Annotated in this window: 19 protein-coding genes; 2 read left to right on the plus strand and 17 right to left on the minus strand. The window is 55.5% G+C overall.

Annotated elements, in window-relative coordinates:
- Nucleotides 1–8 precede the first annotated feature (8 nt).
- Together DZE2538_RS08445 and DZE2538_RS08450 are read right to left on the minus strand one after the other, a co-directional pair.
- Nucleotides 9–1,163 (minus strand): trans-sulfuration enzyme family protein, encoded by a 1,155-nt coding sequence (locus DZE2538_RS08445; protein WP_019845952.1) that lies wholly within the window; start codon nucleotides 1,161–1,163, stop codon nucleotides 9–11.
- A 30-nt stretch (nucleotides 1,164–1,193) separates the two neighbouring features.
- Nucleotides 1,194–2,561, minus strand: coding sequence for a pyridoxal-phosphate dependent enzyme (locus DZE2538_RS08450; RefSeq protein WP_038916088.1), 1,368 nt, complete (start codon nucleotides 2,559–2,561; stop codon nucleotides 1,194–1,196).
- A gap of 279 nt (nucleotides 2,562–2,840) precedes the next feature.
- On the opposite strand from DZE2538_RS08450, the gene DZE2538_RS08455 reads away from it, so the two are divergent.
- Nucleotides 2,841–4,250 (plus strand): MmgE/PrpD family protein, encoded by a 1,410-nt coding sequence (locus DZE2538_RS08455; RefSeq protein ID WP_038916089.1) that lies wholly within the window; start codon nucleotides 2,841–2,843, stop codon nucleotides 4,248–4,250.
- Nucleotides 4,251–4,267: 17 nt separating this feature from the next.
- Here the strand turns inward: DZE2538_RS08455 and DZE2538_RS08460 are convergent, their stop codons facing one another.
- The 4 genes from DZE2538_RS08460 to sbmA form a co-directional block, all read right to left on the minus strand.
- Nucleotides 4,268–5,077 (minus strand): transporter substrate-binding domain-containing protein, encoded by an 810-nt coding sequence (locus tag DZE2538_RS08460; RefSeq protein ID WP_413464262.1) that lies wholly within the window; start codon nucleotides 5,075–5,077, stop codon nucleotides 4,268–4,270.
- A 345-nt stretch (nucleotides 5,078–5,422) separates the two neighbouring features.
- Complete coding sequence (locus DZE2538_RS08465) at nucleotides 5,423–7,378, minus strand: methyl-accepting chemotaxis protein (RefSeq protein ID WP_038916090.1); 1,956 nt, start codon at nucleotides 7,376–7,378, stop codon at nucleotides 5,423–5,425.
- A gap of 562 nt (nucleotides 7,379–7,940) precedes the next feature.
- On the minus strand, nucleotides 7,941–9,914 hold the full coding sequence (locus DZE2538_RS08470) for a methyl-accepting chemotaxis protein (RefSeq protein WP_038916092.1): 1,974 nt from the start codon (nucleotides 9,912–9,914) through the stop codon (nucleotides 7,941–7,943).
- Between the two features lie 660 nt (nucleotides 9,915–10,574).
- Complete coding sequence (sbmA, locus tag DZE2538_RS08475) at nucleotides 10,575–11,804, minus strand: peptide antibiotic transporter SbmA (RefSeq protein WP_038916093.1); 1,230 nt, start codon at nucleotides 11,802–11,804, stop codon at nucleotides 10,575–10,577.
- Between the two features lie 360 nt (nucleotides 11,805–12,164).
- Here sbmA and DZE2538_RS08480 point away from each other — a divergent pair, with 360 nt between their 5' ends.
- The gene (locus DZE2538_RS08480; RefSeq protein ID WP_019845509.1) at nucleotides 12,165–12,770 is read left to right on the plus strand and encodes a hypothetical protein; all 606 of its coding nucleotides are present in this window, start codon (nucleotides 12,165–12,167) and stop codon (nucleotides 12,768–12,770) included.
- Between the two features lie 240 nt (nucleotides 12,771–13,010).
- Here the strand turns inward: DZE2538_RS08480 and sctU are convergent, their stop codons facing one another.
- Genes sctU through sctW form a run of 11 tightly spaced genes read right to left on the minus strand, consistent with a single transcriptional unit; the run spans nucleotide 13,011 to nucleotide 23,681 of the window.
- Nucleotides 13,011–14,090 carry a type III secretion system export apparatus subunit SctU gene (sctU, locus tag DZE2538_RS08485; RefSeq protein ID WP_038913866.1) on the minus strand — a complete coding sequence of 360 codons (1,080 nt, stop codon included), beginning with the start codon at nucleotides 14,088–14,090 and terminating at the stop codon, nucleotides 13,011–13,013.
- Nucleotides 14,091–14,126: 36 nt separating this feature from the next.
- Complete coding sequence (gene sctT, locus DZE2538_RS08490) at nucleotides 14,127–14,930, minus strand: type III secretion system export apparatus subunit SctT (protein ID WP_038916094.1); 804 nt, start codon at nucleotides 14,928–14,930, stop codon at nucleotides 14,127–14,129.
- A 7-nt stretch (nucleotides 14,931–14,937) separates the two neighbouring features.
- Nucleotides 14,938–15,198, minus strand: a complete 261-nt coding sequence (gene sctS, locus DZE2538_RS08495) for a type III secretion system export apparatus subunit SctS (RefSeq protein WP_012884562.1) — start codon at nucleotides 15,196–15,198, stop codon at nucleotides 14,938–14,940.
- Nucleotides 15,199–15,205: 7 nt separating this feature from the next.
- Nucleotides 15,206–15,859, minus strand: coding sequence for a type III secretion system export apparatus subunit SctR (gene sctR / locus DZE2538_RS08500; protein WP_038916095.1), 654 nt, complete (start codon nucleotides 15,857–15,859; stop codon nucleotides 15,206–15,208).
- Entirely contained in the window at nucleotides 15,856–17,058 is a 1,203-nt protein-coding gene (gene sctQ / locus DZE2538_RS08505; RefSeq protein ID WP_038916096.1) for a type III secretion system cytoplasmic ring protein SctQ, read from the minus strand. Before sctQ ends, sctR begins: the two co-directional genes overlap by 4 nt.
- Nucleotides 17,055–17,594 carry a type III secretion system HrpP C-terminal domain-containing protein gene (locus DZE2538_RS08510; protein WP_038916097.1) on the minus strand — a complete coding sequence of 180 codons (540 nt, stop codon included), beginning with the start codon at nucleotides 17,592–17,594 and terminating at the stop codon, nucleotides 17,055–17,057. Before DZE2538_RS08510 ends, sctQ begins: the two co-directional genes overlap by 4 nt.
- Nucleotides 17,591–18,070, minus strand: coding sequence for a hypothetical protein (locus DZE2538_RS08515; RefSeq protein WP_023639552.1), 480 nt, complete (start codon nucleotides 18,068–18,070; stop codon nucleotides 17,591–17,593). Before DZE2538_RS08515 ends, DZE2538_RS08510 begins: the two co-directional genes overlap by 4 nt.
- Nucleotides 18,057–19,439 carry a type III secretion system ATPase SctN gene (gene sctN, locus DZE2538_RS08520; protein WP_038916098.1) on the minus strand — a complete coding sequence of 461 codons (1,383 nt, stop codon included), beginning with the start codon at nucleotides 19,437–19,439 and terminating at the stop codon, nucleotides 18,057–18,059. The genes DZE2538_RS08515 and sctN overlap by 14 nt, the downstream gene beginning before the upstream one ends.
- Nucleotides 19,439–20,410, minus strand: a complete 972-nt coding sequence (gene sctD / locus DZE2538_RS08525; protein WP_038916099.1) for a type III secretion system inner membrane ring subunit SctD — start codon at nucleotides 20,408–20,410, stop codon at nucleotides 19,439–19,441. Before sctD ends, sctN begins: the two co-directional genes overlap by 1 nt.
- Nucleotides 20,411–20,420: 10 nt before the next feature.
- Nucleotides 20,421–22,523 carry a type III secretion system export apparatus subunit SctV gene (gene sctV / locus DZE2538_RS08530; protein ID WP_038916100.1) on the minus strand — a complete coding sequence of 701 codons (2,103 nt, stop codon included), beginning with the start codon at nucleotides 22,521–22,523 and terminating at the stop codon, nucleotides 20,421–20,423.
- Nucleotides 22,524–22,526: 3 nt separating this feature from the next.
- A complete protein-coding gene (gene sctW / locus DZE2538_RS08535) occupies nucleotides 22,527–23,681 on the minus strand; it encodes a type III secretion system gatekeeper subunit SctW (protein ID WP_038916101.1) in 1,155 nt (384 codons plus the stop codon).
- Nucleotides 23,682–23,854: the final 173 nt, after the last annotated feature.

A 23,854-nucleotide genomic window follows, 5' to 3' on the forward strand; every position in this document is an offset into this window, starting at 1 on the left:
ACGCGGGATTACGCCGTCTGGCCGGTTAACGCCTGTTGGATGTCATTAATCAGGTCTTCTACATTTTCGATACCGACCGACAGGCGCAGCAACTGCGGCGTGATGCCGAGGTGCAGACGCTGTTCCAGCGGCAAGGAGGCGTGGGTCATGTTGAAGGGTTGGCTGATCAGGCTTTCTACGCCGCCCAGACTTTCCGCAAGCGTAAACAACCGGGTGCGCTTAATTACTGTGCTGGCGTACTCGGCGTCGCCACGCAGCCTGACGCTTATCATGCCGCCGAACGCACTCATTTGCTGACGCGCCAGCGCATGTTGCGGGTGAGAAGGCAGGCCGGGGTAGTACACCTGTTCCACTTGCGGCTGTTGTTCCAGCCAGCGCGCCAGCGTCAGCGCGTTGTCGCTATGGCGTGCCAGGCGCAGCGCCAGCGTGCGGATACCGCGCAGCGTCAGGAAGCTGCTGAACGGATCGAGTACCCCGCCCACCGCATTTTGCAAAAATGCCAGTTGCGCTGCCAGTTCCTTGTCCCGCCCGACCACCGCCAGCCCGGCGACCACGTCCGAGTGGCCGTTCAGATATTTGGTGGCCGAGTGCACCACGATGTCAAAGCCCAACTCCAGCGGGCGTTGCAAGGCCGGAGAGGCAAAGGTGTTATCCGCGACGCTTATCACGCCGTGGCGCTGGGCTAGCTCGGCGATGGCGCGGAGATCCGCCAGCTTCAGCAGCGGATTGGTGGGGGTTTCTACCCAGATCATCCGGGTCTGCGGGGTGATCGCCTGCTCCAGCGTGGTCAGGTCGGCCGGGTCGACATAGGTGACGCTTAGCCCGGCGGTGCGCTTGCGCACCCGATCCAGCAATCGCCAGGTGCCGCCGTAAATATCATCCACTGCGACGATATGGCTACCCTGATCGAGCAGTTCCAGTATGGTGGCGCTGGCCGCCAGTCCGGACGCGAAGGCAAAGCCCTGAATACCACCTTCCAGCGCGGCGATGTTGGCTTCCAGCGCGTGACGGGTCGGGTTGCCGCTGCGTGAGTATTCGTAACCAGTATGCTGGCCTGGAGCAGGCTGGGCAAAGGTTGAGGTCGCGTAAATGGCTGGCATGACTGCGCCGGTGCTGTCCGGGGTGTAACCAGCGTGAACGGTCAGCGTGTCGAAATGGCTCATGATAAATCCTTGTGGTAAACGGTAGAAAGGTCAGCGCACCAGATGCCGCCAGTGATTGAGTACATCGGTGCGGGTAATCAGGCCGAGGAAGCGCTGGCCGTCCAGAACGATGGCGACATGACCGCGATCGAACGTGGTTAGCAGGTGATCGAACGAGGCGTCTTTCTGCAGGGTGTTGACCTGATCGGTCATCGCATCACGGGCGGTCAGCGAGAAATGGCGCGGGTTGGCTTTGAGATTGTTGAGCAGGTCCCACTCATCAATCACCCCGACTACCCGGTCGTGTTCCAGCACCGGCAACTGGGAAATGTCGTACAGCCGCATGCGGGCATGCACGATCGCCAACGAGTCATCAGGGGAGACAGACACAGTAGCGCCTTCATTATGGCGATAGGTGATCAGATCGCGCAGGTCGCCCAGCGGCGGGCGTTGAATTAACCCTTGCTCAATCATCCAGTAGTCGTTGAACATCTTCGACAGGTACTTGTTGCCACTGTCGCACACCAGCGTTACCACCCGGAGCGGTTCAGTTTGGGCGCGGCAGTAGCGTAGCGCCGCCGCCAGCAGTGTGCCGCTGGAGGAGCCGGCCAGCACACCTTCTTTGAGTAGCAGTTCGCGGGCGGCCTGAAACGATTCCTGATCGCTAATGGCGTAAGCGTGTTTTACCTGACTGAAGTTAGCCAGCGCGGGCAGAAAGTCCTCGCCAATGCCCTCCACCAGCCAACTGCCCGCGTCGCCAATTGTGCCTTGTCGTACATAGTCAGTCAGGATAGAACCGGCCGGATCGGCCAGTACCAGTTCGGTTTTCGGTGATACGTCGGCAAAGTAACGACTCAGTCCACCCAGCGTGCCGCCGGAGCCGACGCCAACCACAATCGCGTCAATGTCATGCTCCATCTGCTGCCACAATTCCGGCGCGGTGGTGCGGTAGTGGGCCTGTGGATTGGCAGGATTATTAAACTGGTCGATGTAGAACGCACCGGGGATCTCGTTTGCCAGCCGTTGCGCATAGTCCTGATAATAGTCCGGATGGCCTTTGGCGACGTCAGATCGGGTCAGGCGTACATCGACACCGAGTGCGCGCAGATGGAAGATTTTCTCCCGGCTCATTTTGTCCGGTACCACCAGAATCAGCTGGTAGCCTTTGATAGCCGCCACCAGTGCCAGCCCCAACCCGGTATTGCCTGCGGTGGCTTCGATCAGCGTGCCGCCAGGCCGTAGTTTTCCCTGCTGTTCTGCCGCTTCAATCATGGATAACGCCACACGATCTTTTATCGAGCCGCCGGGATTCTGGTTTTCCAGCTTGGCGAATAACCGGCAAGGGCCGGTATCAAACTGCGTCAGCTCCAGCAACGGAGTGTTGCCGATCAGGCTGAGCACGGATGTAGGAATAGACATAGTCATCACCTCGGATCATAACGAGGTGCACATGGTAGAGCTCAGGCATAACAGCATGAAAATGATATAATTGACCATCTATATGTGATTTTTAGAAATAAAATTCTGTTTGGCGGTAAAGCCATACAGCCTGATAGCCATGCAGCGGTATATCCATCCGTTGATGAAACGACGGGTTATCACCTTTGGTTTCAACGGTGGCGAAAATGGCATAAAGCAGCTGGAAAATGCGGTGTTATCATCAAGCGCCATCCCTGACGCCGACCGGAATCTGGACCGATGACCTCTTTGCACGCGACCTCCCCGATAACCCTGACGCTGGCCCGCTTTGCCTGCCAGCTTACGCCAGAGACGATCCCTGCGGTCTGGCGGCGAAAAATCCTGCTGCATCTGCTGGATGCGCTGGGCTGCGGCGTCGCCGGGTTGGAGAGCGAGGTGTTTTTGCAAGCGCAACGCATGGCGCGTCAGCAATATGCGGCGGGAACATCGCCGGTGCTGGGAAGCCGGGATGGGCTGTCGGCGCTGGGAGCCGCATTTGTCAATTCGGTGGCGATGAACGCGCTGGATTATGACGATGGGTTTGAACGAGAGGGGCGTGGTATGGGGCACCCTGGCGCGACGTTGGTGGCAGCGGCATTGGCCGCATTGGACGGACGGCGCATATCCGGCGCGCAGTTGTTATGTGCGCTGGTCGCCGCCTGGGAAATCAACGGCCGCGTGATCCTGTCTCAGCAACCCAGCCCGGAACGTTTTCAGCAGGTGTACGGCGTGTGCCAGCATCAGTCGCTCGGTGCGGCGGTTGCATTCGGTCTGCTCTGCGGCTGCGATGCCGCCGGGCTGGAGAACGCTATCGGGCTGGCGGCATCGTTGACCCCACTACCGGGACTACACAAGTACAACTGGCAGCAGCGGCCGCTGGTGGCGTTGAAGGATTACAACGCACCGGCGACGGAAGCCGGGGTGCGCGGGGTGCTGCTGCACCGGGAAGGTATCATCGGGCCGCGCGATGTGCTGGCAGGAGATCAGGGGTTCTGGCGCATGGCAGGCTCTGACCAATGTGATGCCTCCCTACTGGTTGATGGACTGGGGGACGTGTGGCGATTGCGCCATGCCAGTATCAAACGCTATCCGGTTTGCCGTTGGATGCACACAGCACTGGCGGCGTTTGAGCAACTGCTGTCGCAGCAGGCGCTGTCGCCGGAGCGGATCACGCAGGTTCAGGTCATTGGTAGCCGAACGTTGGTAGCGCAATTCGCCGATACGCAGGTGTTGAGCGAAACCGATGCCCAGTTCAGCGTACCGCTGGCGTTGGCCTGTCTGGCCTACGGCATTCCCCGACAGAACTGGAGCGACGCGACCACGCGGCAGAGTGCGACATTGCTGGCGTTTGCCCGGCGGGTCGAGTTAGTGGTGGATAACGAATTGGAACAGTTGATGGCGGTACAGCGGCGGCCTGTCAGCCGGGTGAGGGTGAACGTTGACGGGCAGTGGTTGAACGCGCCGACAGTGGATTATCCGCCGGGGTGTGAAGAGAACCCGATGGCAGACGCAGAGATTGTGCGCAAGTGCCGCGACAATCTGTCGCGGCGACTGGGGGATAGCGAGAGCGAGCGCCTGATTGATGCGCTGCTCAGTCTGGAGCGCCAGCCGGATGCAAGGGCGCTGCTGGCACCACTGTTTGCCGGTTGACGTTCCCTTTTCGCCGGTTATTTCCACGCTTCGCGGAGCACTGGCGGTACCTTGCTGATGTCCACGCCGCGGGCTTTCAGTGCCTGCTCGTAGAACTGCTGAATCTGGCCGGATTGATAGAGCTTAGCGAATTCGTCGTTGAGGAACTGATGGAAGGTTGGGTCGCTTTCCTTACGGATAGCGCCGCTGGTACTGACCGCCACGATGGGTTTTGGCAGGATCAGGTTACCCTTGCCGACTTTAGCCTGTTGCAACGCCAGCGCTGGATGGAAATAGGACAACGCGTCTACCCGACCGGCATAAAATGCCGCCACGCCTTCATCCATGTTGGGGAAACGCACCAGTTGCGCTTTCGGCAGATTTTTGGTCAGCAGCAAATCCGGGCTGGAGCCCAGCGTGACGCCGATTTTGATATCCGGCCTGTTGAGGTCTTCCCAGTCGGTGACATTGATGCCATCGCGCACCAGTACCCCCTGGGCATACCAAAAGAAAGGCTGCTCCGGAAAATCGACCGCTTTTTTGCGCTCGTCAGTGGGGTCAAGTACCAGCATGGTATCGATCTGGCCGGTTTGCAGGGCGGCGACCGCGTTGCCCCAGGTGGTTTCTACCGCCACCAGCTTGACCCCAAGGTCTTTCGCCAGCACCTTACCAACCTGATAGCCGATGCCATCCCATTCGCCGGTTGCCGCGTTCTTGAAATACCAGGGTTCGCCCTGCGCTACGCCGATACGCAGTTCGCCGGTTTGTTTGATGTGCTGCCAGGTGGAGGTTGGCGTTTCGGCCTGAACCAGCCAGGGTGCGGCGACCAGCGCCAGCGCGGCAATCATGTTGCGAAAAGATAACGTCATAATGTCCCCGTGTGTGAATGGTTAAGCGCCTGAATCAGCGGGGATGTTACGTGTCAGTGTGGGCCTGGCTACGCTGCCCATCCCCCGATAAAACCAGGCGTTGGATTAATCAATAAATAAAAGGTGAACACCGTGTACACCATCAGCTAATTTCATAAATAATGCTTTAATATCATTAACATGGTGGAGGCGTGCTTAGGCAGTATTGCAGGAAATCGGTGCGACATTAAATGCGAAGAATGACAGAGCTTATGCGCAAGGCGGAAAATGGAAGTCATGACATAAGGCGGGCATCGCCCGCCATAGTGAGACCGGGATTATCGGCTAGAACGATTCCCACTCATTTTTTGCAGCAGACGAATGAGATCCCGTCGTTGCAGTGGCCAGCATCAGCGGTTTTTTAGCGCCGAGTGTGCCGGTGGCGTGATGGGTAACGCGGTGGGTGTCGCCATCACCGAGGCGGAAAATCGACACCGCCTGTTCCAGTGCCTGAGCCTGCTCTTCCAGTGAGTTAGCTGCCGCAGACGATTGCTCCACCAGCGCGGCGTTTTGCTGGGTGGTGGCGTCCATTTCGGCGACGGCGCTTGAGATCTGGTTAATCCCTCGGCTCTGCTCATCAGACGCGGAAGCAATTTCTCCCATAATGTCATGGACATGGGAGATAGAACGAATGATCTCATCCATCGTCTTACCGGCACTTTCCACCTGGGTGGAACCGGTATTCACCCGGGTGACTGACTCGTTGATCAGGCTTTCGATCTCTTTGGCGGCCTGCGCGCTGCGCTGGGCCAGACTGCGTACTTCGCCCGCCACTACAGCAAAACCACGGCCCTGTTCACCGGCACGCGCGGCTTCCACCGCGGCATTCAGCGCCAGAATATTGGTCTGGAAAGCGATACCGTTGATAACCGAAGTGATTTCGGAAATACGCCGGGAACTGGTGGCGATTTCATTCATGGTGCTCACCACGTTGGTGACGATGTCACCGCCTTTAGTGGCGTTATTGGCGGCGTCGGCGGCCAGTTGTGAGGCGTGATGCGCGTTATCGGCGTTCTGCTTCACCGTGGAGGTTAACTGCTCCATGCTGGCGGCGGTTTCCACCACGGCGGCAGATTGCTGCTCAGTACGTGAGGAGAGATCAGTGTTACCGGCCGCGATTTCCGATGCGGCAGACGCCACATTATTTACGCCTTCACGAATGCGTCCTATCATGTCGCGCAGTTTATGGTTCATCTGGTTCATTGCCGTCATCAACTGGCCCAGCTCGTCGCGCCGGTTGACGCTAATGGTGGCGGTCAGGTCACCCTGGGCAATCTGCTCGGCCATCGACAGGCTTTGACGCAATGGCTGCGTAATCAATAAGGTGATGCGCCAGGCTAGTAACACGCCGATGGCGATAATCGCCAGGCCGATAACCCACTGCTCGTATTGAGACTGACGGGTAATGTCATCAACCTTGGTTAATTGTGCCTGATAAAGCTGTGTCGTTGCCTGATTCAGCACCAGCGCGATATCCGCCATACGCTGAGAGGCCGTGTTTTCCTCCTGATACGCGGTCATATAAAGGCTGACATCTCTGTCGTAGGTGGCGAACACCTGCCAGGCCTGATTCAGCCACGCCTGTTGTTCTGCATCGTACTGTGGCAGAGCCTGTGTGAGGGTGTGCTGAGCTGTGGCCAGTGCCTTGCGAAGTGCGGCTTCGTTTTCGCCGGAGGGGGCTAACGTCAGCTCATGTGCGGCATCTTTAATGCCAGACAGTGCCTCATGGATGTATAAAAACTCCAGCCGTAATTCCAGTGGCAACATGGCACTGTCGAATTGTCTGCGCAAGGTATCCACAACATTGCCGACAGCGCCCTGTGATAATTTTTGGCTAACCGCATCACGTTTTTGGCTGGCGATGAGCACGTTGCCCCGTGCCGTATTATATTCCTTGCTGGCCTGAGTTATTTTATCCAGCAGAATACGGGTATCGGCATCCCATTTCAGCGTTTCTGCTGTGTTCAGTAATTGCGTTATTTTATTCAGCAATTCGCTATTTTTATTTAGGGCAGCATAATCGTGGGTATATTGAAAACGCAGACGCTCGCGTCTGGCCTCTTCCAGATTGCTATTGATGCTATTACTTATAATCGATTTTTGTGAATAGGCGTCAATATTACGAAAGCCATTTATTCCAGACAGCATGATGATAATGGCCATGAGCAAGAGTAGCCCAAACCCCAGAGCCAGCTTTACGCCGACCTTGAAATTGTTATAAGCACCAAAAACAGTATTCATTGGTCCTTCCTTTCTTGATTTGCCAGAGAAATGATGAGGAAAAAACCGATTTGAATAATTCAATAATGAACGCTTCAGAACCTCAGTGCTGAAGCTGTGTTTTATTATTATGGCTGCACTAGTCTGTCATTGTTACTGTGAGTGAGTCGCTCTATCAGCAGACGATTACGGCCCGAAACTCATGGCTGATGCATCTCACAGGGGAGGGTAATGTAATAACTACACTTTTATAACATAGTATTAAAAAGTGATTTTATCAATGGATTACTGAAAAATGAGATATCGATTATTGATGGCTGATGCCTCATCCATTTTTTGGGGTATTTTCAAATGGAATACCTAAAAAAGTAATAATGGGCGTGACAATACGCAGTGATAATCTTTACGTTGCGTCGTGAGTAGCACCATTTTAATGCCAAAAATACGTGGTGGGAAAATCAGTGCAGGGAGAAAGCAGAATCTAAACACAGCATGGCGGTTTATTGCCATGCTGTGTGGTGTGTACCAACAATCGTCGTGATCAAACGTAGTAAAAATTAACCGACGCTGTTATCAAAACGGATTAGAACGACTCCCAGTCATCTTTGGTTGAGGTTGATGAAGGTTTCACCGTAGCAGACGCTTTGGTCGTTGATTTCCCCAACATTAATGGCGTTTTGGTGCTGGTTGTGTTGCGTTGTCTTGCCGGTGAGACCATAGCACTGTCATGGCTGGTCCGGAAAAACGACACCGCGTGCTCCAGCACCTGGGCCTGCTCTTCCAGTGAATTGGCCGCTGCGGAAGATTGCTCCACCAGCGCGGCGTTTTGCTGGGTGGTGGCATCCATTTCGGAGACAGCGGTAGAGATCTGGTTGATGCCACGGCTCTGCTCATCAGAGGCGGAGGCAATCTCATCCATGATGTCATGCACATGGGAGATGGAACGGATGATTTCATCCATTGTCTTACCGGCGTTTTCCACCTGGGTGGAACCGGTGTTCACCCGGGTGACTGACTCGTTGATCAGCGTTTCGATCTCTTTAGCGGCCTGCGCACTACGCTGGGCCAGACTGCGCACTTCGCCTGCTACCACGGCGAAGCCCCGGCCCTGTTCACCAGCACGCGCGGCTTCCACCGCGGCGTTCAGCGCCAGAATATTGGTCTGGAAAGCAATGCCGTTGATAACCGAGGTGATTTCGGAAATACGCCGGGAACTGACGGCGATTTCATTCATGGTGCTCACCACGGTAGTGACGATTTCACCGCCGCGGGTCGCATTAGCGGAAGCATCGGCAGCCAGCTGTGAGGCGTGATGCGCATTATCGGCGTTCTGTTTCACTGTGGAGGTTAGCTGCTCCATACTGGCGGCGGTTTCCACCACGGCGGCAGACTGCTGCTCGGTACGTGAGGAAAGGTCGGTGTTACCAGCGGCAATTTCCGATGCGGCCGACGCCACGTTGCTCACCCCTTCACGAATTTCACCGATCATCTCACGCAGTTTATGGTTCATGGCTGCCATTGCGGACATCAACATCCCCAGCTCATCGCGGCGAACAACGGTGATAGAGGCCGTCAGGTCACCCTGGGCAATCCGTTCAGCTATCGACAGGCTCTGGTGCAGCGGACGGGTAATCTGCAACGTGATACGCCAGGCCATCAGGACCCCTATAGCGATAATCACCAGACCGGTCAGCAACAATTGCCACTGTGAACTGGCGGTGGTGCTGCTGACCAGCGCTAACTGACCGGTGTATAAATCGTTGGAGGCGTTATCCAGAATCACGGCCGCACCGCTCATCGTGCTAGTGGCGGCGCTTTCATTACGGAAAGCAGCCATGTACTCGTCAATGTAGCCGTTATAGGCGGAAAAGAAACGCCAGGCCTGATTCAACCAGCTTTGTTGTTCCGTACTGAATTTCGGCAGGCTTTGAGTGAATGCGGCCTGTGCGCTGGTAAGGGCTTTACGCAGGTTGGATTCAGTTTGTGCGGAAGGTGTCAGCAGCAACTCATGCGCTGTATCGCGGATATCTGCAAGCTGTTCGTACAGCGTGATAAATTCCAGCCGTAACTCCGGTGCCTGCGTACTGGCACTGAATTGGGTGCGTAGTGTACTCAGTACACTGGCGCTGCTGTCCCGGTTGAATTTTTGCGCCACGGCATCACGCTGCTTGCTGGCGTTTATCAGCGCCTCTCGTCCTGGTACATAGACGTTATAGGCGGTATTGAGTTGATCCAGTAGCTTACGTGCACTAGGCCTCCAGGTGTACTGGTTGGTCTGCTTCAGTGACTCGCCTACTTTTGCCATCAGGTCGCCGACTTTATCCATTGCACTGTAGTCATGGGTATATTGGAAATTGAGGCGGGCGCGTCTGGCATCGTTCAGATTATTATTAATGTCATTACTGATAATGGATTTGTTGACGTAAGCGTCAATACTACGAAAATTATTAACCCCGGATAGCGTGATAAAGGCGGACATAACTAAAATGAGTCCAAACCCTATTGCCAGTTTAATACCAACCTTCAGATTGTTATAGGTATGCATAATTGTATCCATCAAGGTTTCCTACAGAGCTAAATGTGTTGACAATACAAATCAACAGAGAATGTCCATCTGTTAACGTCCGTGTTTTTTCATAAAGTACAGAGATGGGTTTCTTTCGCGAGGAGAAAAACGTGTGAATCTTATCACATTTTTTTAGAGAGTTAAACACTTGCTAACATAATGAAATCATAGGTTGTTTGTGTTTCTTATTCCAGTTTTGTTTTTTTCTACCGGTATTCTGTTCGCAGGTTGTTAAATGTTTTCGTGTACTAGTTAGATGATGTATTGATCGTGGTTTTATCTGCTCTCTTTTTCAAAAAATTATTTTTAAGTAGCCTGACTAAGTCATATTTTTTCATTTTGTTGTTGGTCGATAAAATAATGTGATTCTTCCGATAAAGAAAAAAATAATCAGGGAGAGGGCTGTCACTCTCATTTTGAAGTATGAAGGGTATGCACCCCGAATAATTCGGAACTGATAATATGCGCTATACAGTCTGCTATATAATGCGCTATCTCTCGCTATCGGCGGTAAGTGGGATTGGGCATGCGCATTCAGGTATGATCGAGAAGGGGATTCGCAGGATAAAGGCGCAGAATAAAGGCTGTGGTGAGAGAGCCCCGATGCTGTGCTGCCTGGCCGACTGGCTACACAGAACCGGGGCGCGGTTATCAGACGCCGGACGTGGCATCCGCCGCGTCGGTAACTATCGGCACGTCTTTAATCACCGATTCGAAGCTACGCAGACGTTTATAAATCGACATCAGCTCGACGATGGTGGTCCACGAGTTAATCAGGTATTGGAATGAGCTACGCACCTGATCGAACACGTTGGTTATCTGGTTCATCAGACCGAGTGTCAGACTACCGGCGACGATCGACGGCAGCAGCATGATAATGCCGAACACATTGTCGGTTTGCAGATAGAGCACCCGTGCAATATTGAAATAGGTGTAGTGGAAATAGAGGCGGAAATAGTTTTTCCGTACGTTGGTGAACAGCTGTTTGACCGTCGGCGGTGTGGCACGGGTAGCGTCGTCTTCACCATAGACCAGCTCTTTACGATAGGCGGCTTCCACGCGCTGGTTGTTAAATTCCAGCCCCGGCAGTTTGATGCCGATAAACGCCAGCAAGCCCGTCCCTGCCAGCGACCAGACAATCGCGGCAATCACCAGACCGTAAGGCACTTCGCCAATCAACGGCAGGGTTTTGACATGAGATGAAAGGCTGACCAGCACCGGTAAAAAGGCTATCAACGTCATCAATGATTTCACCAGATCTACGCCCAGGCTTTCCACGGTGGAAGCAAAGCGCATGGTGTCTTCCTGAATACGTTGCGCGGCCCCTTCAATGTGGCGTAAGGATTGCCAGTGCGAAGAGTAGTAATCATTCATCGCAGTACGCCAGCGAAAGACATAATGGCTGACGAAAAAAAGGTGCATTACGCCTACGGTGACGGCCGTTAGCGCAATACCCAGGAAAATCAGCAACTCTTTGTAAAACGCCTGAATCGTTACTGCGTTAGGGGCACTGAGCGCTTTTTGGATCAGGTCATAAAAAGGGCCATACCAGTCGTTTACCGCCACGCCGATTTCCACCGAAAAGTAGGTGACGAAAATAATCAGTGAGGTTCCCAGGATAGACCAGCGTTGCCAGGGATGGGGACGTAATAGCGCCCAGGCCCCCGCGAAAAGGCAAACGCACAGCAGGTAATAACCGTAAAACCACAAAAAAGCGGGTGACAGGAACCGTGCGGCCCCGTGCGGCAACGGCTCGCTGATGTGCAGCAGGCTGTCACCCAGCGGGCGTCCCCAGCCATACCAAATGATCACTGCCACCAGCGACCAGATCAGCGCAGAAGAGAAAAACCACTTGGGATTGGGAAAAAACGACTTGAACATAAGCGCACTTTGTATCCGTAACAGGAGAATAATTGCTGTAATAGCAAATATTTAACCTAAGTGCAGGATTATATTGAAACGATTTTTGACGATGATGGCTTTTTCTTTACGCAGCCGTGCAGTGACAGGAAGCTTACCGTGGCACGACACACTCGACAGGCCGGTATCATTAGGGTGACCGGTTGGCTGACTGCGGTGTGTCGACGAGGCTGACAGCGTTGTCAGGTCTTGATTGATGTTATCAGATTTTTTGGTGAAAACGGGTGTGTTAAAGTAGAACGCGATTTATTGCGAGTATCTCGTGTTTTCGTCACTTAAGAATAAAAATGCACCAATAGTGTGTCAGGTAGTTTATATGGGATGGAGGGATGGATTGTGGTGAAATATTTGGGGTTGGCTGGCTTGTTGTTATTAACGGCATGCTCATCTCTGACTACTGTGAATGATTATAATAAAGATTTAACAGATTCGCTTGCCGATAAAAGAGTCGGTATCGCCTTCGATATGAATAATAATAGAACTCGGGTCTACCCGGAAACGAAAACATGTATTGATCTCTACTCAAAAAATAACGGATTCGTTCCTGTCATGCGCTTGAGTAAAAAATCGATAGGGATGCCAGTCGTCGATGAAATGAGTGATAGGCATCAAGAATTCTGGGTGAGTGCCAATGGGTATATCGCGGTCAGGGTGCTCTACACCGGTGAAAACAATCACCGGTCATTCTTCTCGCCCGATGTGTTAGTGTCAGAGAGCGTGATTGCCTTTAAGCCTGAAGCGGGTTCATTTTATTACGTGACGATTGATTTCAAGGACAGAAACGCAGAAACAGGGAAATACTTAAGGGTGTATAAAATTGTTGATAATGCGTCGGGAGAAAAAACATTACAGCATGTCGAGATGCTGACATTGAGAAACTGTCCAGGTCAACAACCGTGGTACACAAAAGCCGGTGCGGCGATATGATTTTATTTTCTTAGACCGCTAACGTGTATCCCTGCTGATAGGCTATCGGCAGGGATACACCCCAAATATACCCGTCATACTTCAAGTTGCAGGTGTGTTGGCTGCCCTCGTTCACCCCAGTCACTTACTGATATAAGTGACTGGGGATTCGCTCGGTTGCCGCCGTCCTGCAACTCGAATTATTTTGGGTATAAATGTCTAAGCAAAATAGTAAAATAAAAAACATGGCTCCATCCGTGGTTAATCCAGTTCAATGATTTCCTGCTGGCTCAGGTCGTTATCCAGCTGGCGTAATACCCGATAAACCTGCGCAACCGACTGTAACGTATGGCGTGGAATGTAGTGACCCTCGGGGACCCGATACAGAGTTCGTGCCAGCCAGATAAAGCGGATCACCGGCACATTGGCCTGATGCGCGCGGGCGATGAGCGCTTTGGCCTGTTCGTCTTCCCCCTTGAGTAGAATGCGCGGTAATGGCGTTTTGCCAGGACGATAGAATAGCGCCACCGCATAGTGTGTCGGGTTAACCAACAGCAGGTCGGCATCCTCGATGTTGGGTTTGGCGCGAGGGCTGGCCGGTTCGTTGAGGATTTCCTGGGCGACCGATTTGCGATGCCCCTTCATGTGGGGGTCGCCTTCCGAATTTTTGAACTCGTTACGAATATCTTCATGACTCATGCGTTGCTGCTTGAGGAAGTAGTATTTTTGCAAGCCGAAGTCGAGTATCGCCAGCGCCAGCAGTGAAGACAGGGTGGTGCGCGCCACACTTTTCAGTACACTCTCCACACCTTTCCAGAAGGCGGTCAGGTCGCCATAGGCTAACTCCACCAGCCACTCCAACTGCGGTATAACGACGAGCCAGAACACCAATCCGATGGTGGTTGCCTTCAGAATAGAGGTCAGCATGTCGGTGAGCTTGCGCATCGTGAACATTTGCTTGATTTGGTTGACCGGGTTGAGGCGGTTGACATCGATTTTTAGCGCTTCCACCGCGAACAGCGGGCCGTATTGGATCCAACCGCCGACAATACGCATCAGCAGCGCCACACTAATGGTCAACAGGCAGAAGGTGCCCAGCAGTGATAACGCTTCGCTGAACACTTCATTGGTGGCATGGCCGAACGGGTCAGACAGACGGCTCAGCGGCAATTGCATTAATGCCTGTAGTTTGCTCATGCCGTTATCGGTCAGCGCCAGAATCATCTCCAGTAGTGCAAAGCTAATCAGCAGTTTGGGAACATCCTGACTTTGACCGACTTCCCCTTTTTTGCGCGCATCCTGCAATTTCTTGGGGGTGGGTTTTTCGGTTTTTTCGCTCATCCCGGCACCTTAGTGGTTAATTGTCGTATTCAGCGCTCAGGACGATGCCTGAAAGAACAGCGGAAACAGGTGTTTCAGGTCGGCCAGCGCCTTGAGTCGGCCTTCACCGAGAAACTGCAACACCGGCATGTAGAGCACGAAAAACGCGATCCCGGCCAGGCACTTGGCCGGGGCGGACAGCACGTAGACCTGCAATTGCGGACTGTAAAGACTGAGAATGGCGATGCTGAATTCCAGCAACAGTAACAACGCCACCAACGGACCGGCATACACGATCATGTGTTGGAAGGTGTCGTTGAGCAGACCGAGATAGGTGTGAAAACCCAGCTCCGATAACGGCGGCAGAAAATCCAATGCGGGCCATAGCCGGTAACTGTCCCACAGTAATTGCGTGAAGCCGGAAAACCCGATGGTGATGATCAGCAGCAGGGTAAACAGCTCTTTCATCATGTGGCCAATCGGGGTGGCATCGCTACCCAGCGCCGGGTTGAGCTGGCCGCCGGTCAGCGCGCCACGCTGGTTATCGAACAACGCGCCCACAGATTCAAACAGCCAGAACGGCATGGCCAGCACCACCCCCAGCAGCAATCCAATGACCAGCTCTTTGAGCAACAGCGCGGGTAACATGGGCCAGGTTATTGTGGTGGTTAACATGTGTTGCTGGATAGCACCGGCCGGGACTAGCGCGATGGCAAGCGCCACCGCGTTGCGCAGCATGCCTTTGATAATGCTGAAAGAGAACAGTGGTACCAGAAACAGGCATGGATACAACCGGGCTACGCCGAGCGTTAGCGCGTAAATAAAATCGTAAATAGACTGGAGGGTGGCAAGAGAGAGCATCGTCACCTCATGCCCGGACTTGTTCGATCATATTAAAAGCCATGACCGCCAGTTGGATTAACTCAACGCCTATCCAGCGGCCGGTCATGGCCAACACCAACCCTACCGCCACCAGTTTGACGGCAAAAGGCAACGTTTGGTCCTGCAACTGCATCACCGCCTGTAGCAGTGAAATCAGTACACCGACCACCACCGCGACCAACAACGGCGGTGCAGACAGCATCACCACCAACACCATCGCCTGTCGGAACAGCGTGAGCGTTTCCATGATGACCTCACAGGTAACTGTAGAACAGGCCGTCCAGCAGACGCGTCCAGCCGTTAACCAGCACGAACAGCAATAGCTTGAGCGGGAGCGAAAGGGTGGTCGGCGCTACCATCTGCATCCCCAGCGCCAGCAGGACATTAGAGACAATCAGGTCGATAACGATGAACGGGATATAAATCAGAAAACCGATTTTAAACCCGGCTTGTAGCTCTGAGAGCACGTAAGCGGGTAGGATTAACAGGATGCTCTGGGTGGTTATTTTCTCCGACATCGCCGCTGGCCACATGCGCAGGCTGTTTTCATGCAGATGGGTGAGAATATCCGGGTCAGTGTTGCGCGACATGAATCTCTGTAACGGTTCGATGCCGCGGGTCACGCTGCTTTCCAGCGCGTCGAGGTTACTGAAATCCACCGGTGCGTCCTGAAACCGCTGTTTGATGTCGCTGAATACCGGTGCCATCACGAACAGCGTGGCGGCGAGCGCCACACCGTATAACGCCATGTTGGGTGGCACTTGCTGTACCCCGATGGCGTTGCGGGTGAGCATCAGTACCATCGATATTTTCAGAAAACAGGTGCAGACGATCATCATCAGCGGAATCAGTGACAGCGACCCCAGAAACAGGGCAAACATCACCGGGTCGAAATTGCCCGAGGTCATCGCAATGACTCCGTGGCGAGCTCCCGGCCAGCAATCGGTCCACGGGTGATTTGTAACCCAAGTCGACCGTCTACATTGACCAGTTCTCCCTGCGCCAGTGGTTGTTCGCCGTGATACAGCGTGGCTTCGCCGGGCGTGGCCTGTTGCAGGGTTAACACGGTACCGGGAGCGAGTTGCTGCAAATCCTGTAGTGTCAGTGTCAGGTAGCCGCAGCGTACCGTCAGTGCCAGCGCGAGCGGAGGCAGTGGATAACCTGACAGCGGTTCGCCAGAGGGCAACGTACTTTCTGCACAGGGTGATGTTTCCTGCACATTGCTGTTATTCGGCAGGGTATTGCCGTAAGACGTGGTATTGCCGTAAGCAGCGGTGTCGTCAAACGGTGTCGGGTCACCAAAGCGCGTTGTGTCGCCAGGAAATGTGGTCACGGGGCAGTCCTCCAGTTCTGTCACGGCAAACCAGTAAGGGGCGAGTGCCTCCATCCTGAGTTGCCCGGCTAACCGCCGGTCGGCCAGCGTAATGCTGCCGTCGCCTTGCGGTGAGAAGTACTGTCTATGTGGACAGATCACGTCACCCGGTTCCAGACTCGCCAACTGTTCTTGTGACAACGTCACGTCGGCCAGTATTAATGGCAGGCGTATCGCCAGGTGATTGGGCAAAACCGAGCGTGGTGCGTGCCACCCCGGCCGACTCTGCCATCGCTGCACCGTATGGAATGACGTTCGTAACCGACTGCGAATACGAAAATCACCCCGTATCACCTCCAGCCACAATGTTAATTCGGCTGATGTGTTATCACCTGAAGGCGTATTGTCATCTGATGCTGCTACAGAATCAGGTTGTGCAGGTAACAGCGGCTGAATTTCACCGAACAGCTCGCGCAATGCCGGGCTGAGCGCCTGATTGTAGTGCGTCCAGTAACGGGTCACGGTTTCATTGTTGTCATGCTTGCCGGGTAATAGTGCCGGGCAGGCGGAGAGCAGCGACAGCAAGGGGGCAGCATTGTCCAGCCATAGTGTACCGTCGTGGCAACGCCAGCCGCTTTCCGCTCCGACAACGGGCGCGTCGTGCGCTAACTGCATGCGCAATTCCCCCGGTTGTCCCTCCAGCGTGAAGGCGAAGCGCTGTGCGCTCGCCAACTGGCGCGATAGCGTCGCTTGCGCCTGACTGATGTGCCGTAGTGTCTGTGCCAGTGGGGTCATAGGTCGTCATCCTCCCGGCTGTCGAATTGCAGGCGTACCGGTGCGCGTAACGTGCTTGCCAGCGAACGGCGGCACGCGTCACGTTGGTTTTTCAACCGTTCATAAGTGGTTTTGCCAAACCGCAGCGACACATCCCAGCCGTGAGCGGGGAGCGCTACCATGCGAACGTCTACGCTGCCCAGTTGTGGCAACTGCACGCTGAACGACAGCGGCTCGCCACGGTGTAACGACGGCATGTCGGCCAGCGAAGATTCCAAGGCTGACCAGCCTGTAGGCATGACCGGTATCGTTTGCACCGGGGTATCCTGGAAGGACGTCGGCGTAAGCGCTGGGTAGAGCGCCAGCGATGGGCCAAACGGCAGCCAACGGATATCGGGCAGCGCGTCGTCAGGTTCGGACAGGCGGCCGAACGGTTCCCAAAAAGCATCATCGTCAGCACCGTAGCCATAACCGGGCAGATCCGGTTGCGGCTGGTGCGATAGCGGTGGTGGGCCAGACGGCGAAACCTCGGGTGGAGTAGCGCGGGAAGGGGTCATATCGCCTCCTGATAGGTGGTTAACAGAAATTCGAGTTTCTCGACGGCTTTCTGGCACAGGCGTGCGGTTTCTCTGGCCTGCCCGACCTGTTGCTGTTGGTTCAGGTACTGTTGCTGCCAGTCGGTACACAGCAGCACCTGGGCCTGAATCTGGCGGATATGTTGCTGTTCCTGCTCCAGCTGGTTTTTCAGGGTTTCCAGTGTTTGGGTTTTGCCCAGCGCGTCGCGCAGAAAGGTGTCGCGCTGTTGCTGCCATTCGGCCTGCAACTGCGCCAGTTGTGCTTGTTGGGTGCGCAACGCGTCCTCGGTTTGCCTGAGCGCTAACTCGGCCTGACGCAACTGGCGTTCGGCACGGCTAAGGCGCTGGCGGCGGATCGGCAATAACGGCGTCAGTACCGCGTGCAACTCCTGCACACGGCTGTCTGGCTGTTCTTCTTCCATTACGCTGACGGATGTCATGGTGTCAGACCTCGGCATACTGACTCACCCCGGCGAGTTGCCTCTGGATGTCGTCAAAAGATTGTGGTTCACGCATCGCCTGTTGCAGAAAGCGGTTGATGTCGTCGTTGGCGTTGACGGCGGCGTCGGTGAGCGCATCGTGCCCCGGCTGGTATTCACCGAGACGAATCAGCATTTCTACCTGTTTGTACGCCGCCATCAACCGACGTACTGCGTTGGCATTGCAGGTATGTTCCGGTTCGACGACATTGCTCATGGTGCGGCTCAGGCTCATCAGAACGTCGATAGCCGGGTAGTGGTTGCGTTCAGCCAGACGTCGCGACAGCACGATGTGACCATCAATCAGCGAACGGACTTCGTCGGCGACCGGGTCGTTCATGGAGTCCTGTTCGATCAGCACCGAGTAAAGCGCGGTGATCGCCCCCTGACGGGTTTGCCCGGCACGCTCGACCAACCGGGGCAGCAGGGTATAGACCGAAGGCGGTAACCCGCCGCGCCCCTGCGGTTCGCCGAGCGCCAGGCCGATTTCACGCTGGGCGCGGGCAAAACGGGTTAACGAGTCGATAATCAACAGCACCTGTTTACCTGCGGCACGAAAGGCTTCGGCGATGGCGGTCGCGGTAAACGCCGCGCGAGCGCGCTCCATGCTGCTGCGATCGGAGGTAGAGCAGACCAGCACGGTGCGACTTCGTAACTGCGCATCCAGCTCATGGTCGAGAAACTCGCGCAGTTCGCGGCCACGCTCGCCGATTAAACCGAATACGATGGCGTCACAGGGCGTATTACGCGCCAGCTCTGCCAGCAAGGTGGTTTTGCCGCAGCCTGCTCCGGCGAATATCCCCACACGTTGGCCGCAGCCGATAGTCAGCAGAGCGTCGATGGCGCGCAGGCCGGTCGGGAGTGGCGAGGCAATACGTGGGCGTTCGGTCGGCGGTGGGGCATCGCCGATCACCGGTATCGGCGGGCTTTCGCTAAGCGAGCCAGGCTCTACGAATGCGCTGTGGCTGCCGTGTTCCAGCGGCCTGCCGAAGCCGTCGAGCACGCTGCCCAACAAGGCTTCGGAAACCTGTACGCAATGCGGCTGGTACAACGGTGTGACGACAGCGCCCTGAGCGATACCGTCCAGCGCCCCCAGTGCCGACAGAAAGGTATTTTTCGGGCTGAAGCCGACAATTTCCGCCAGCACCTGCGAGTGGTCGTGACGTTCGATCAGGCACAGATCACCGATGCGGGCGTTAGGCAGGCTGGATTCCAGCAAAATGCCGCTGATGCCGATGATTTGCCCCTGCCGCGTCACCGGCGAATAGGCCGCCAGCTGGCGTTGCTGCTGTTGCAGCCAGTGGGTGAGCGCGGGGTAACGGCTATCGATGGTGTCCTGCGTCGTCATTACCAGTTCACCTTGATCTGCTGCTTGCCGCGAAATTCGATCTGGCTGTCGTTGATGCTGACCAGCCGCAGGTTATCCACCTCGTCGCCGACGAACAGGCGTCGACCATCGGCGGTGACGATGTTGGCTTTCGGACCACTGGTGACTTGCACAATCTGGAACGGTAGCCCGTCGGTTTTCTCCGTCGTGCGGTTTTCAATCTGTAAGGCGGTGACGTAGCGTTGGTGGAATTGCGCCAGCATTCGTGCCAACCGGGTGTGTTGCGCGGGTAGGAGCGCCCCGCTCAGCACGATGCGGCTGTTGTCCTGACTGAGGGTGACCAGTCGTTCCAGTTCGCGGTCGGTGAGCATGGTTTGCAGCGTACTGTTTAACTGTGGCAGCGTGCCGACGGGCAAACGGTTATCCTGCGGTGATGGCGCAGGCGGCATCGCAGCCGTTTCCTGTAGCATCCAACTGCCGACGATCATAAACAGTAATACGCCCAGTAGCAGGTAACTGAATTTCGCCCACAGCGGCAGACGGCGTTTTTCCCGGCATGCGGTGGCTGCTTCCGGCAGAGAAGGCTGGTGTGTATTCACGACGATGTCGGTATCCACCGCAGGCATGTCAGCGTCGATGTCAGCACGGTCGTGGCGCGATGCGTCTTGTGACGGTGTGGCTGAGGTGTCGTCCTGCCACGGGGTGTCGGCGCTGACCACGCATAGCCAGATAGCCCCGACGGCGAACGGCGTGCCGGGCGGCAGTATCAGCGACTGTTCCACGTTGTGGCCTTCGCTATTGCTGACTGGGCCATCCAGTACGCAGACCTGCCAGCCGTCGGATGAGGCTTCCAGCAGGCAGTGCTGCTCGCGGATACCGGGATCGTAGAGCACCATGTCGGCTTCATCGGCCGAGCCTATACGCCATGAGGTTCCGCTCAGCGGCAGCGCGGCCCCACGGTGCAATCCGGTCAGAACTCGTAGTTCAAACATATTGCGTTTCCTATGCGTTAAAAGGGTCAGTTCTGTCCAGCAGGTCGATACGACCGGCGACGTTAATGGACAGGTGCGATTCCAGTTCGGTGAATGACAGCACGGGGACGTGATGAAACTCGTCCTGTAACAGAATGCGCAGTGGACTGCGCAGGTCCTGCGCGACCAGGATCAGCGTTGATGGCGGCAGCATCGGTGGGAATGCACGTCGCAACTGGCCGAGCAGGGTGGCGGCGTATTCCTGGTTGAGAGCAAAGAAGGTGTCGTTTTGCGTCTGGCGCAACGCATCACGCAGCAGCTCTTCGGTTTCTGGTGTCAGCAGCCAAACGGTAAGGCTGTCGTCCTGACTGTACTGATGGCAAATCTGAGCTTTCAGTTCCAGACGCACATAGTCGGTCAGGGCGTTGATGTCGCGCTCATGCTGGCCGATATCGATCAGCGCTTCGGCAATCGGCCGCACTGAGCGCAGTGGCACCCGTTCTGACGCCAGCCGTTGCAGCACACTGGCAAAACGCGATAGCGGCATGATGCGTTGCAGCTCCTGCGCCAGTTCCGGTTGTTCGCTCTCCAGCCAGGCGAGGATCGATTTGGTTTCCTGTAGCCCGATAAACTGTGCGCCGCTGCGATGCATCGCATTCTCCATACGCATCAGGATCAGCGTTTCCGCGCTCCAGGGACACAGTTGCGGCTGTTGCAGCATCGGGTGTTCTGGTGTCATCCACAGCAGGTGCTGTTCATCGCGGGCAGCAAGGCCAGGTATCATGCCGTCGTCCGGTGCGTCTTGCGGCAGCTGTTCGCGTGAAACGGCCAGCAACGGCACGCCGAAGCTGGCCCGCAACTGCGGAATTTCATAGACACAGAAGCGGAACTCATCTTCCGGTATGGCAGGGGTAAATTCGATATCAAACGAGGGCAAGGTAAAACCAAAGTGGTACACCAGCTGGTTGCGCAGGCGTCGGATGTTTTGCACCAGAACGGCCGTCGCCGCGGCGCTTTGCCATACCGTGTGAAACTGCAACAGGTAGGCACGGGTGGGGTTGAAACGCCGCAGGTCCTGATACCCGTTCTGGTCGGCAGGCAGGCTGTTGTTTGCCAGTAACGCATCCTGCAGGCCGTTTTGCTTGGCACGCCAGAGCTGGAATAACCCGCTGGTGAGCGAAACCAGACTGATCATCAGAAAAACCAGTGTTGGCATCCCCGGCAGCAGAGCGAAACCCAGCATGCCGACTGAGGAGATAATCCAGGCTTTGGGTTGGCTGGTTAGCTGTTCGGCAATTTCCCGGCCAATATTGTTGTCCGTTTGCTGGCCGTCGGCTGACACACGGGTGATGATCATCCCGGCGGTCAGGGAAATCAGCAACGCCGGGATCTGGGCAATCAACCCGTCGCCGATGGTCAACACCGAGTAGATATGCATGGCGTCACCGGCGGCCATGCCGTTTTGCAGTACGCCGATGGCGAAGCCACCAATCATGTTAATAAACACGATCACCAGACTGGCGATGGCATCCCCTTTCACAAACTTCATCGCGCCGTCCATCGCGCCGAACAGTTGGCTCTCTTTGGCGAGGTTTTCCCGGCGCTGACGAGCCTGTTGGGAATCAATCAGCCCGGCACGCAGGTCACTGTCGATGGACATTTGTTTACCGGGCATGGCATCCAGCGTAAAACGCGCGGCGACTTCCGCCACCCGCTCCGACCCTTTGGTAATGACCAGAAAGTTCACCACCGTCAGGATCAGGAAGATCACCAGACCGACCGCCAGGTTGCCGCCAACCACAAAGTTGCCGAAAGCCTCCACCACGTGACCGGCATCCTGTTGCAGCAGGATCTGCCGGGTGGTGGAGATAGACAGCGCCAGCCGAAACATGGTGGTCAGCAGCAGTACCGCCGGGAAGGTGGAAAACGCCAACGGTTTGGGCAGGTACATCGCCAGCACAATCAGCAGTGATGAAATACAGATGTTGAGCGCAATCAGCACGTCGATAAGATCGGTCGGCAGCGGGATGATCATCATGAACACTATTGCCATGACGATCACAGCACCCACTACCTCGGAGCGCTGCATCGCGCTCATGGCAAAACGGTTAAGCCATACGATCAACACAGCCATCGGTTACCCCTTAGCCTGGGTTCGGTCGTTCTGCTGTTGTTTTTCGTACTGGGCGATATCGCCAATCAGACCACGAATCAGTTGCAGGGCGGTGAGCCGGTTTTTGGCATCGCGCCACAGCGGGTGCGGCAGGTCATTAACCAGCGGCAGTAACCCGTTGAAAAACAGTAACTGGCGTTGCATGTCCTGCCCGGCGACTTCACGGCCCAGATTGTGCAGATCGCGGGCATACGCCCCGTTGGCGCTCAGGCCAATCAACCGCCGCGTCAGGTCTACCGCGCCCAGTGTGCATTCCGGCATCCGCGACGCCAGCCTGGCCAGCAGTGACTGACTGGCCGACAGCGTATGGCTGAGTTGGCGTGAGTCGTTCAGGTTGCTGAGCATCCGGCTTAGCACCGTTTTTGAGATGGATGGCGCCAGCGAGGCGATATCCGCCGCCAGCGCGCGCTGGAGGGTGCGTAATCCGGCCGCGAAATGCTGAGCGTCAAAACGTTCCAGCAGAGCATCCAACAGGGCGGCGGGAGACTGTTGGTGGACAATGCGCTGGTAGTAAAGCTCACGCAGCGCTTGCTTCTGGTTTGGATCGGTACTGAACAGGGAGATAGCGGCGGCGGTATTCAGACCGGCCCGCACTTCCGGCCCTTTCTCTTGTTGCAACTGCGTCAGGCTCTGGCTGGCTGCCTGTGTGAGCGCAGCGTCCTGCTGCTGTTGTGCCTGACTTAACACATGGCGCAGCACGATATCGCTGCGTGCCGCATCACCGCCTGCCGCGTGCAGAATAGCATCGACCGATGGCGGCGATGACTGGCCCAACAGCACCTGCATCTGACGAATTTGCTGGTCAAGCGTCGGGTGTTTCGGGTTTTCCAGTAACTGAAACAGTTCCGTCAGTTTTTCGATACGTTCGATATTGGCCAGCATGCGGCTTTGCGGCTGGCTGATTTGCCGACGGCTAAGCGCCTTACTTTTGCGTTCAACCTGCTCGCCAAAGCTGGCTGTCACTTCTTCCATTGCATCGTTCAGCGCTTTGTCGTGCGACGGGCGGGCTTCGCTGGCTTTGGCCGGTGAGCCGACCGGCTCCTGGTCATCGATGTCGTTGTCGTTGATGGATGTGCTGCTGGTCGTGAGCACAGAAGAAACGTTGTTGAGTGAAATCATGGTCCTGTCCTGCCTGAAGCGGCCTCAGCGTTAGCGGTGTGCTGTTATGTGGCTGGACCTGATGCTGGGTTCCCGTTAAATGATGCAAGTCAACAACGAAAAGTAACAATTAGTTATTATTTATATTTGAAATTATTTGATTGATTTGTTCTGCAAGAGCTTGCAATTCGGAC

This window comes from Dickeya zeae NCPPB 2538, from assembly GCF_000406165.1.
Classification (GTDB): domain Bacteria; phylum Pseudomonadota; class Gammaproteobacteria; order Enterobacterales; family Enterobacteriaceae; genus Dickeya; species Dickeya zeae.

Bases quoted from the DNA above. Each gene is read 5' to 3' on its own strand.
- DZE2538_RS08465 (WP_038916090.1), bottom strand. From the start codon at position 7,378: ATGAATACTGTTTTTGGTGCTTATAACAATTTCAAGGTCGGCGTAAAG.
- DZE2538_RS08480 (WP_019845509.1), top strand. From the start codon at position 12,165: ATGGAGGGATGGATTGTGGTGAAATATTTGGGGTTGGCTGGCTTGTTG.
- DZE2538_RS08445 (WP_019845952.1), bottom strand. From the start codon at position 1,163: ATGAGCCATTTCGACACGCTGACCGTTCACGCTGGTTACACCCCGGAC.
- sctQ (WP_038916096.1), bottom strand. From the start codon at position 17,058: ATGACCCCACTGGCACAGACACTACGGCACATCAGTCAGGCGCAAGCG.
- sctN (WP_038916098.1), bottom strand. From the start codon at position 19,439: ATGACGACGCAGGACACCATCGATAGCCGTTACCCCGCGCTCACCCAC.
- sctU (WP_038913866.1), bottom strand. From the start codon at position 14,090: ATGAGCGAAAAAACCGAAAAACCCACCCCCAAGAAATTGCAGGATGCG.
- sctS (WP_012884562.1), bottom strand. From the start codon at position 15,198: ATGGAAACGCTCACGCTGTTCCGACAGGCGATGGTGTTGGTGGTGATG.
- DZE2538_RS08450 (WP_038916088.1), bottom strand. From the start codon at position 2,561: ATGTCTATTCCTACATCCGTGCTCAGCCTGATCGGCAACACTCCGTTG.
- DZE2538_RS08470 (WP_038916092.1), bottom strand. From the start codon at position 9,914: ATGGATACAATTATGCATACCTATAACAATCTGAAGGTTGGTATTAAA.
- sctW (WP_038916101.1), bottom strand. From the start codon at position 23,681: ATGATTTCACTCAACAACGTTTCTTCTGTGCTCACGACCAGCAGCACA.
- DZE2538_RS08515 (WP_023639552.1), bottom strand. From the start codon at position 18,070: ATGCCGAGGTCTGACACCATGACATCCGTCAGCGTAATGGAAGAAGAA.
- sctR (WP_038916095.1), bottom strand. From the start codon at position 15,859: ATGACCTCGGGCAATTTCGACCCGGTGATGTTTGCCCTGTTTCTGGGG.
- sctT (WP_038916094.1), bottom strand. From the start codon at position 14,930: ATGCTCTCTCTTGCCACCCTCCAGTCTATTTACGATTTTATTTACGCG.
- sctV (WP_038916100.1), bottom strand. From the start codon at position 22,523: ATGGCTGTGTTGATCGTATGGCTTAACCGTTTTGCCATGAGCGCGATG.
- DZE2538_RS08460 (WP_413464262.1), bottom strand. From the start codon at position 5,077: ATGATTGCCGCGCTGGCGCTGGTCGCCGCACCCTGGCTGGTTCAGGCC.
- DZE2538_RS08455 (WP_038916089.1), top strand. From the start codon at position 2,841: ATGACCTCTTTGCACGCGACCTCCCCGATAACCCTGACGCTGGCCCGC.
- DZE2538_RS08510 (WP_038916097.1), bottom strand. From the start codon at position 17,594: ATGACCCCTTCCCGCGCTACTCCACCCGAGGTTTCGCCGTCTGGCCCA.
- sctD (WP_038916099.1), bottom strand. From the start codon at position 20,410: ATGTTTGAACTACGAGTTCTGACCGGATTGCACCGTGGGGCCGCGCTG.
- sbmA (WP_038916093.1), bottom strand. From the start codon at position 11,804: ATGTTCAAGTCGTTTTTTCCCAATCCCAAGTGGTTTTTCTCTTCTGCG.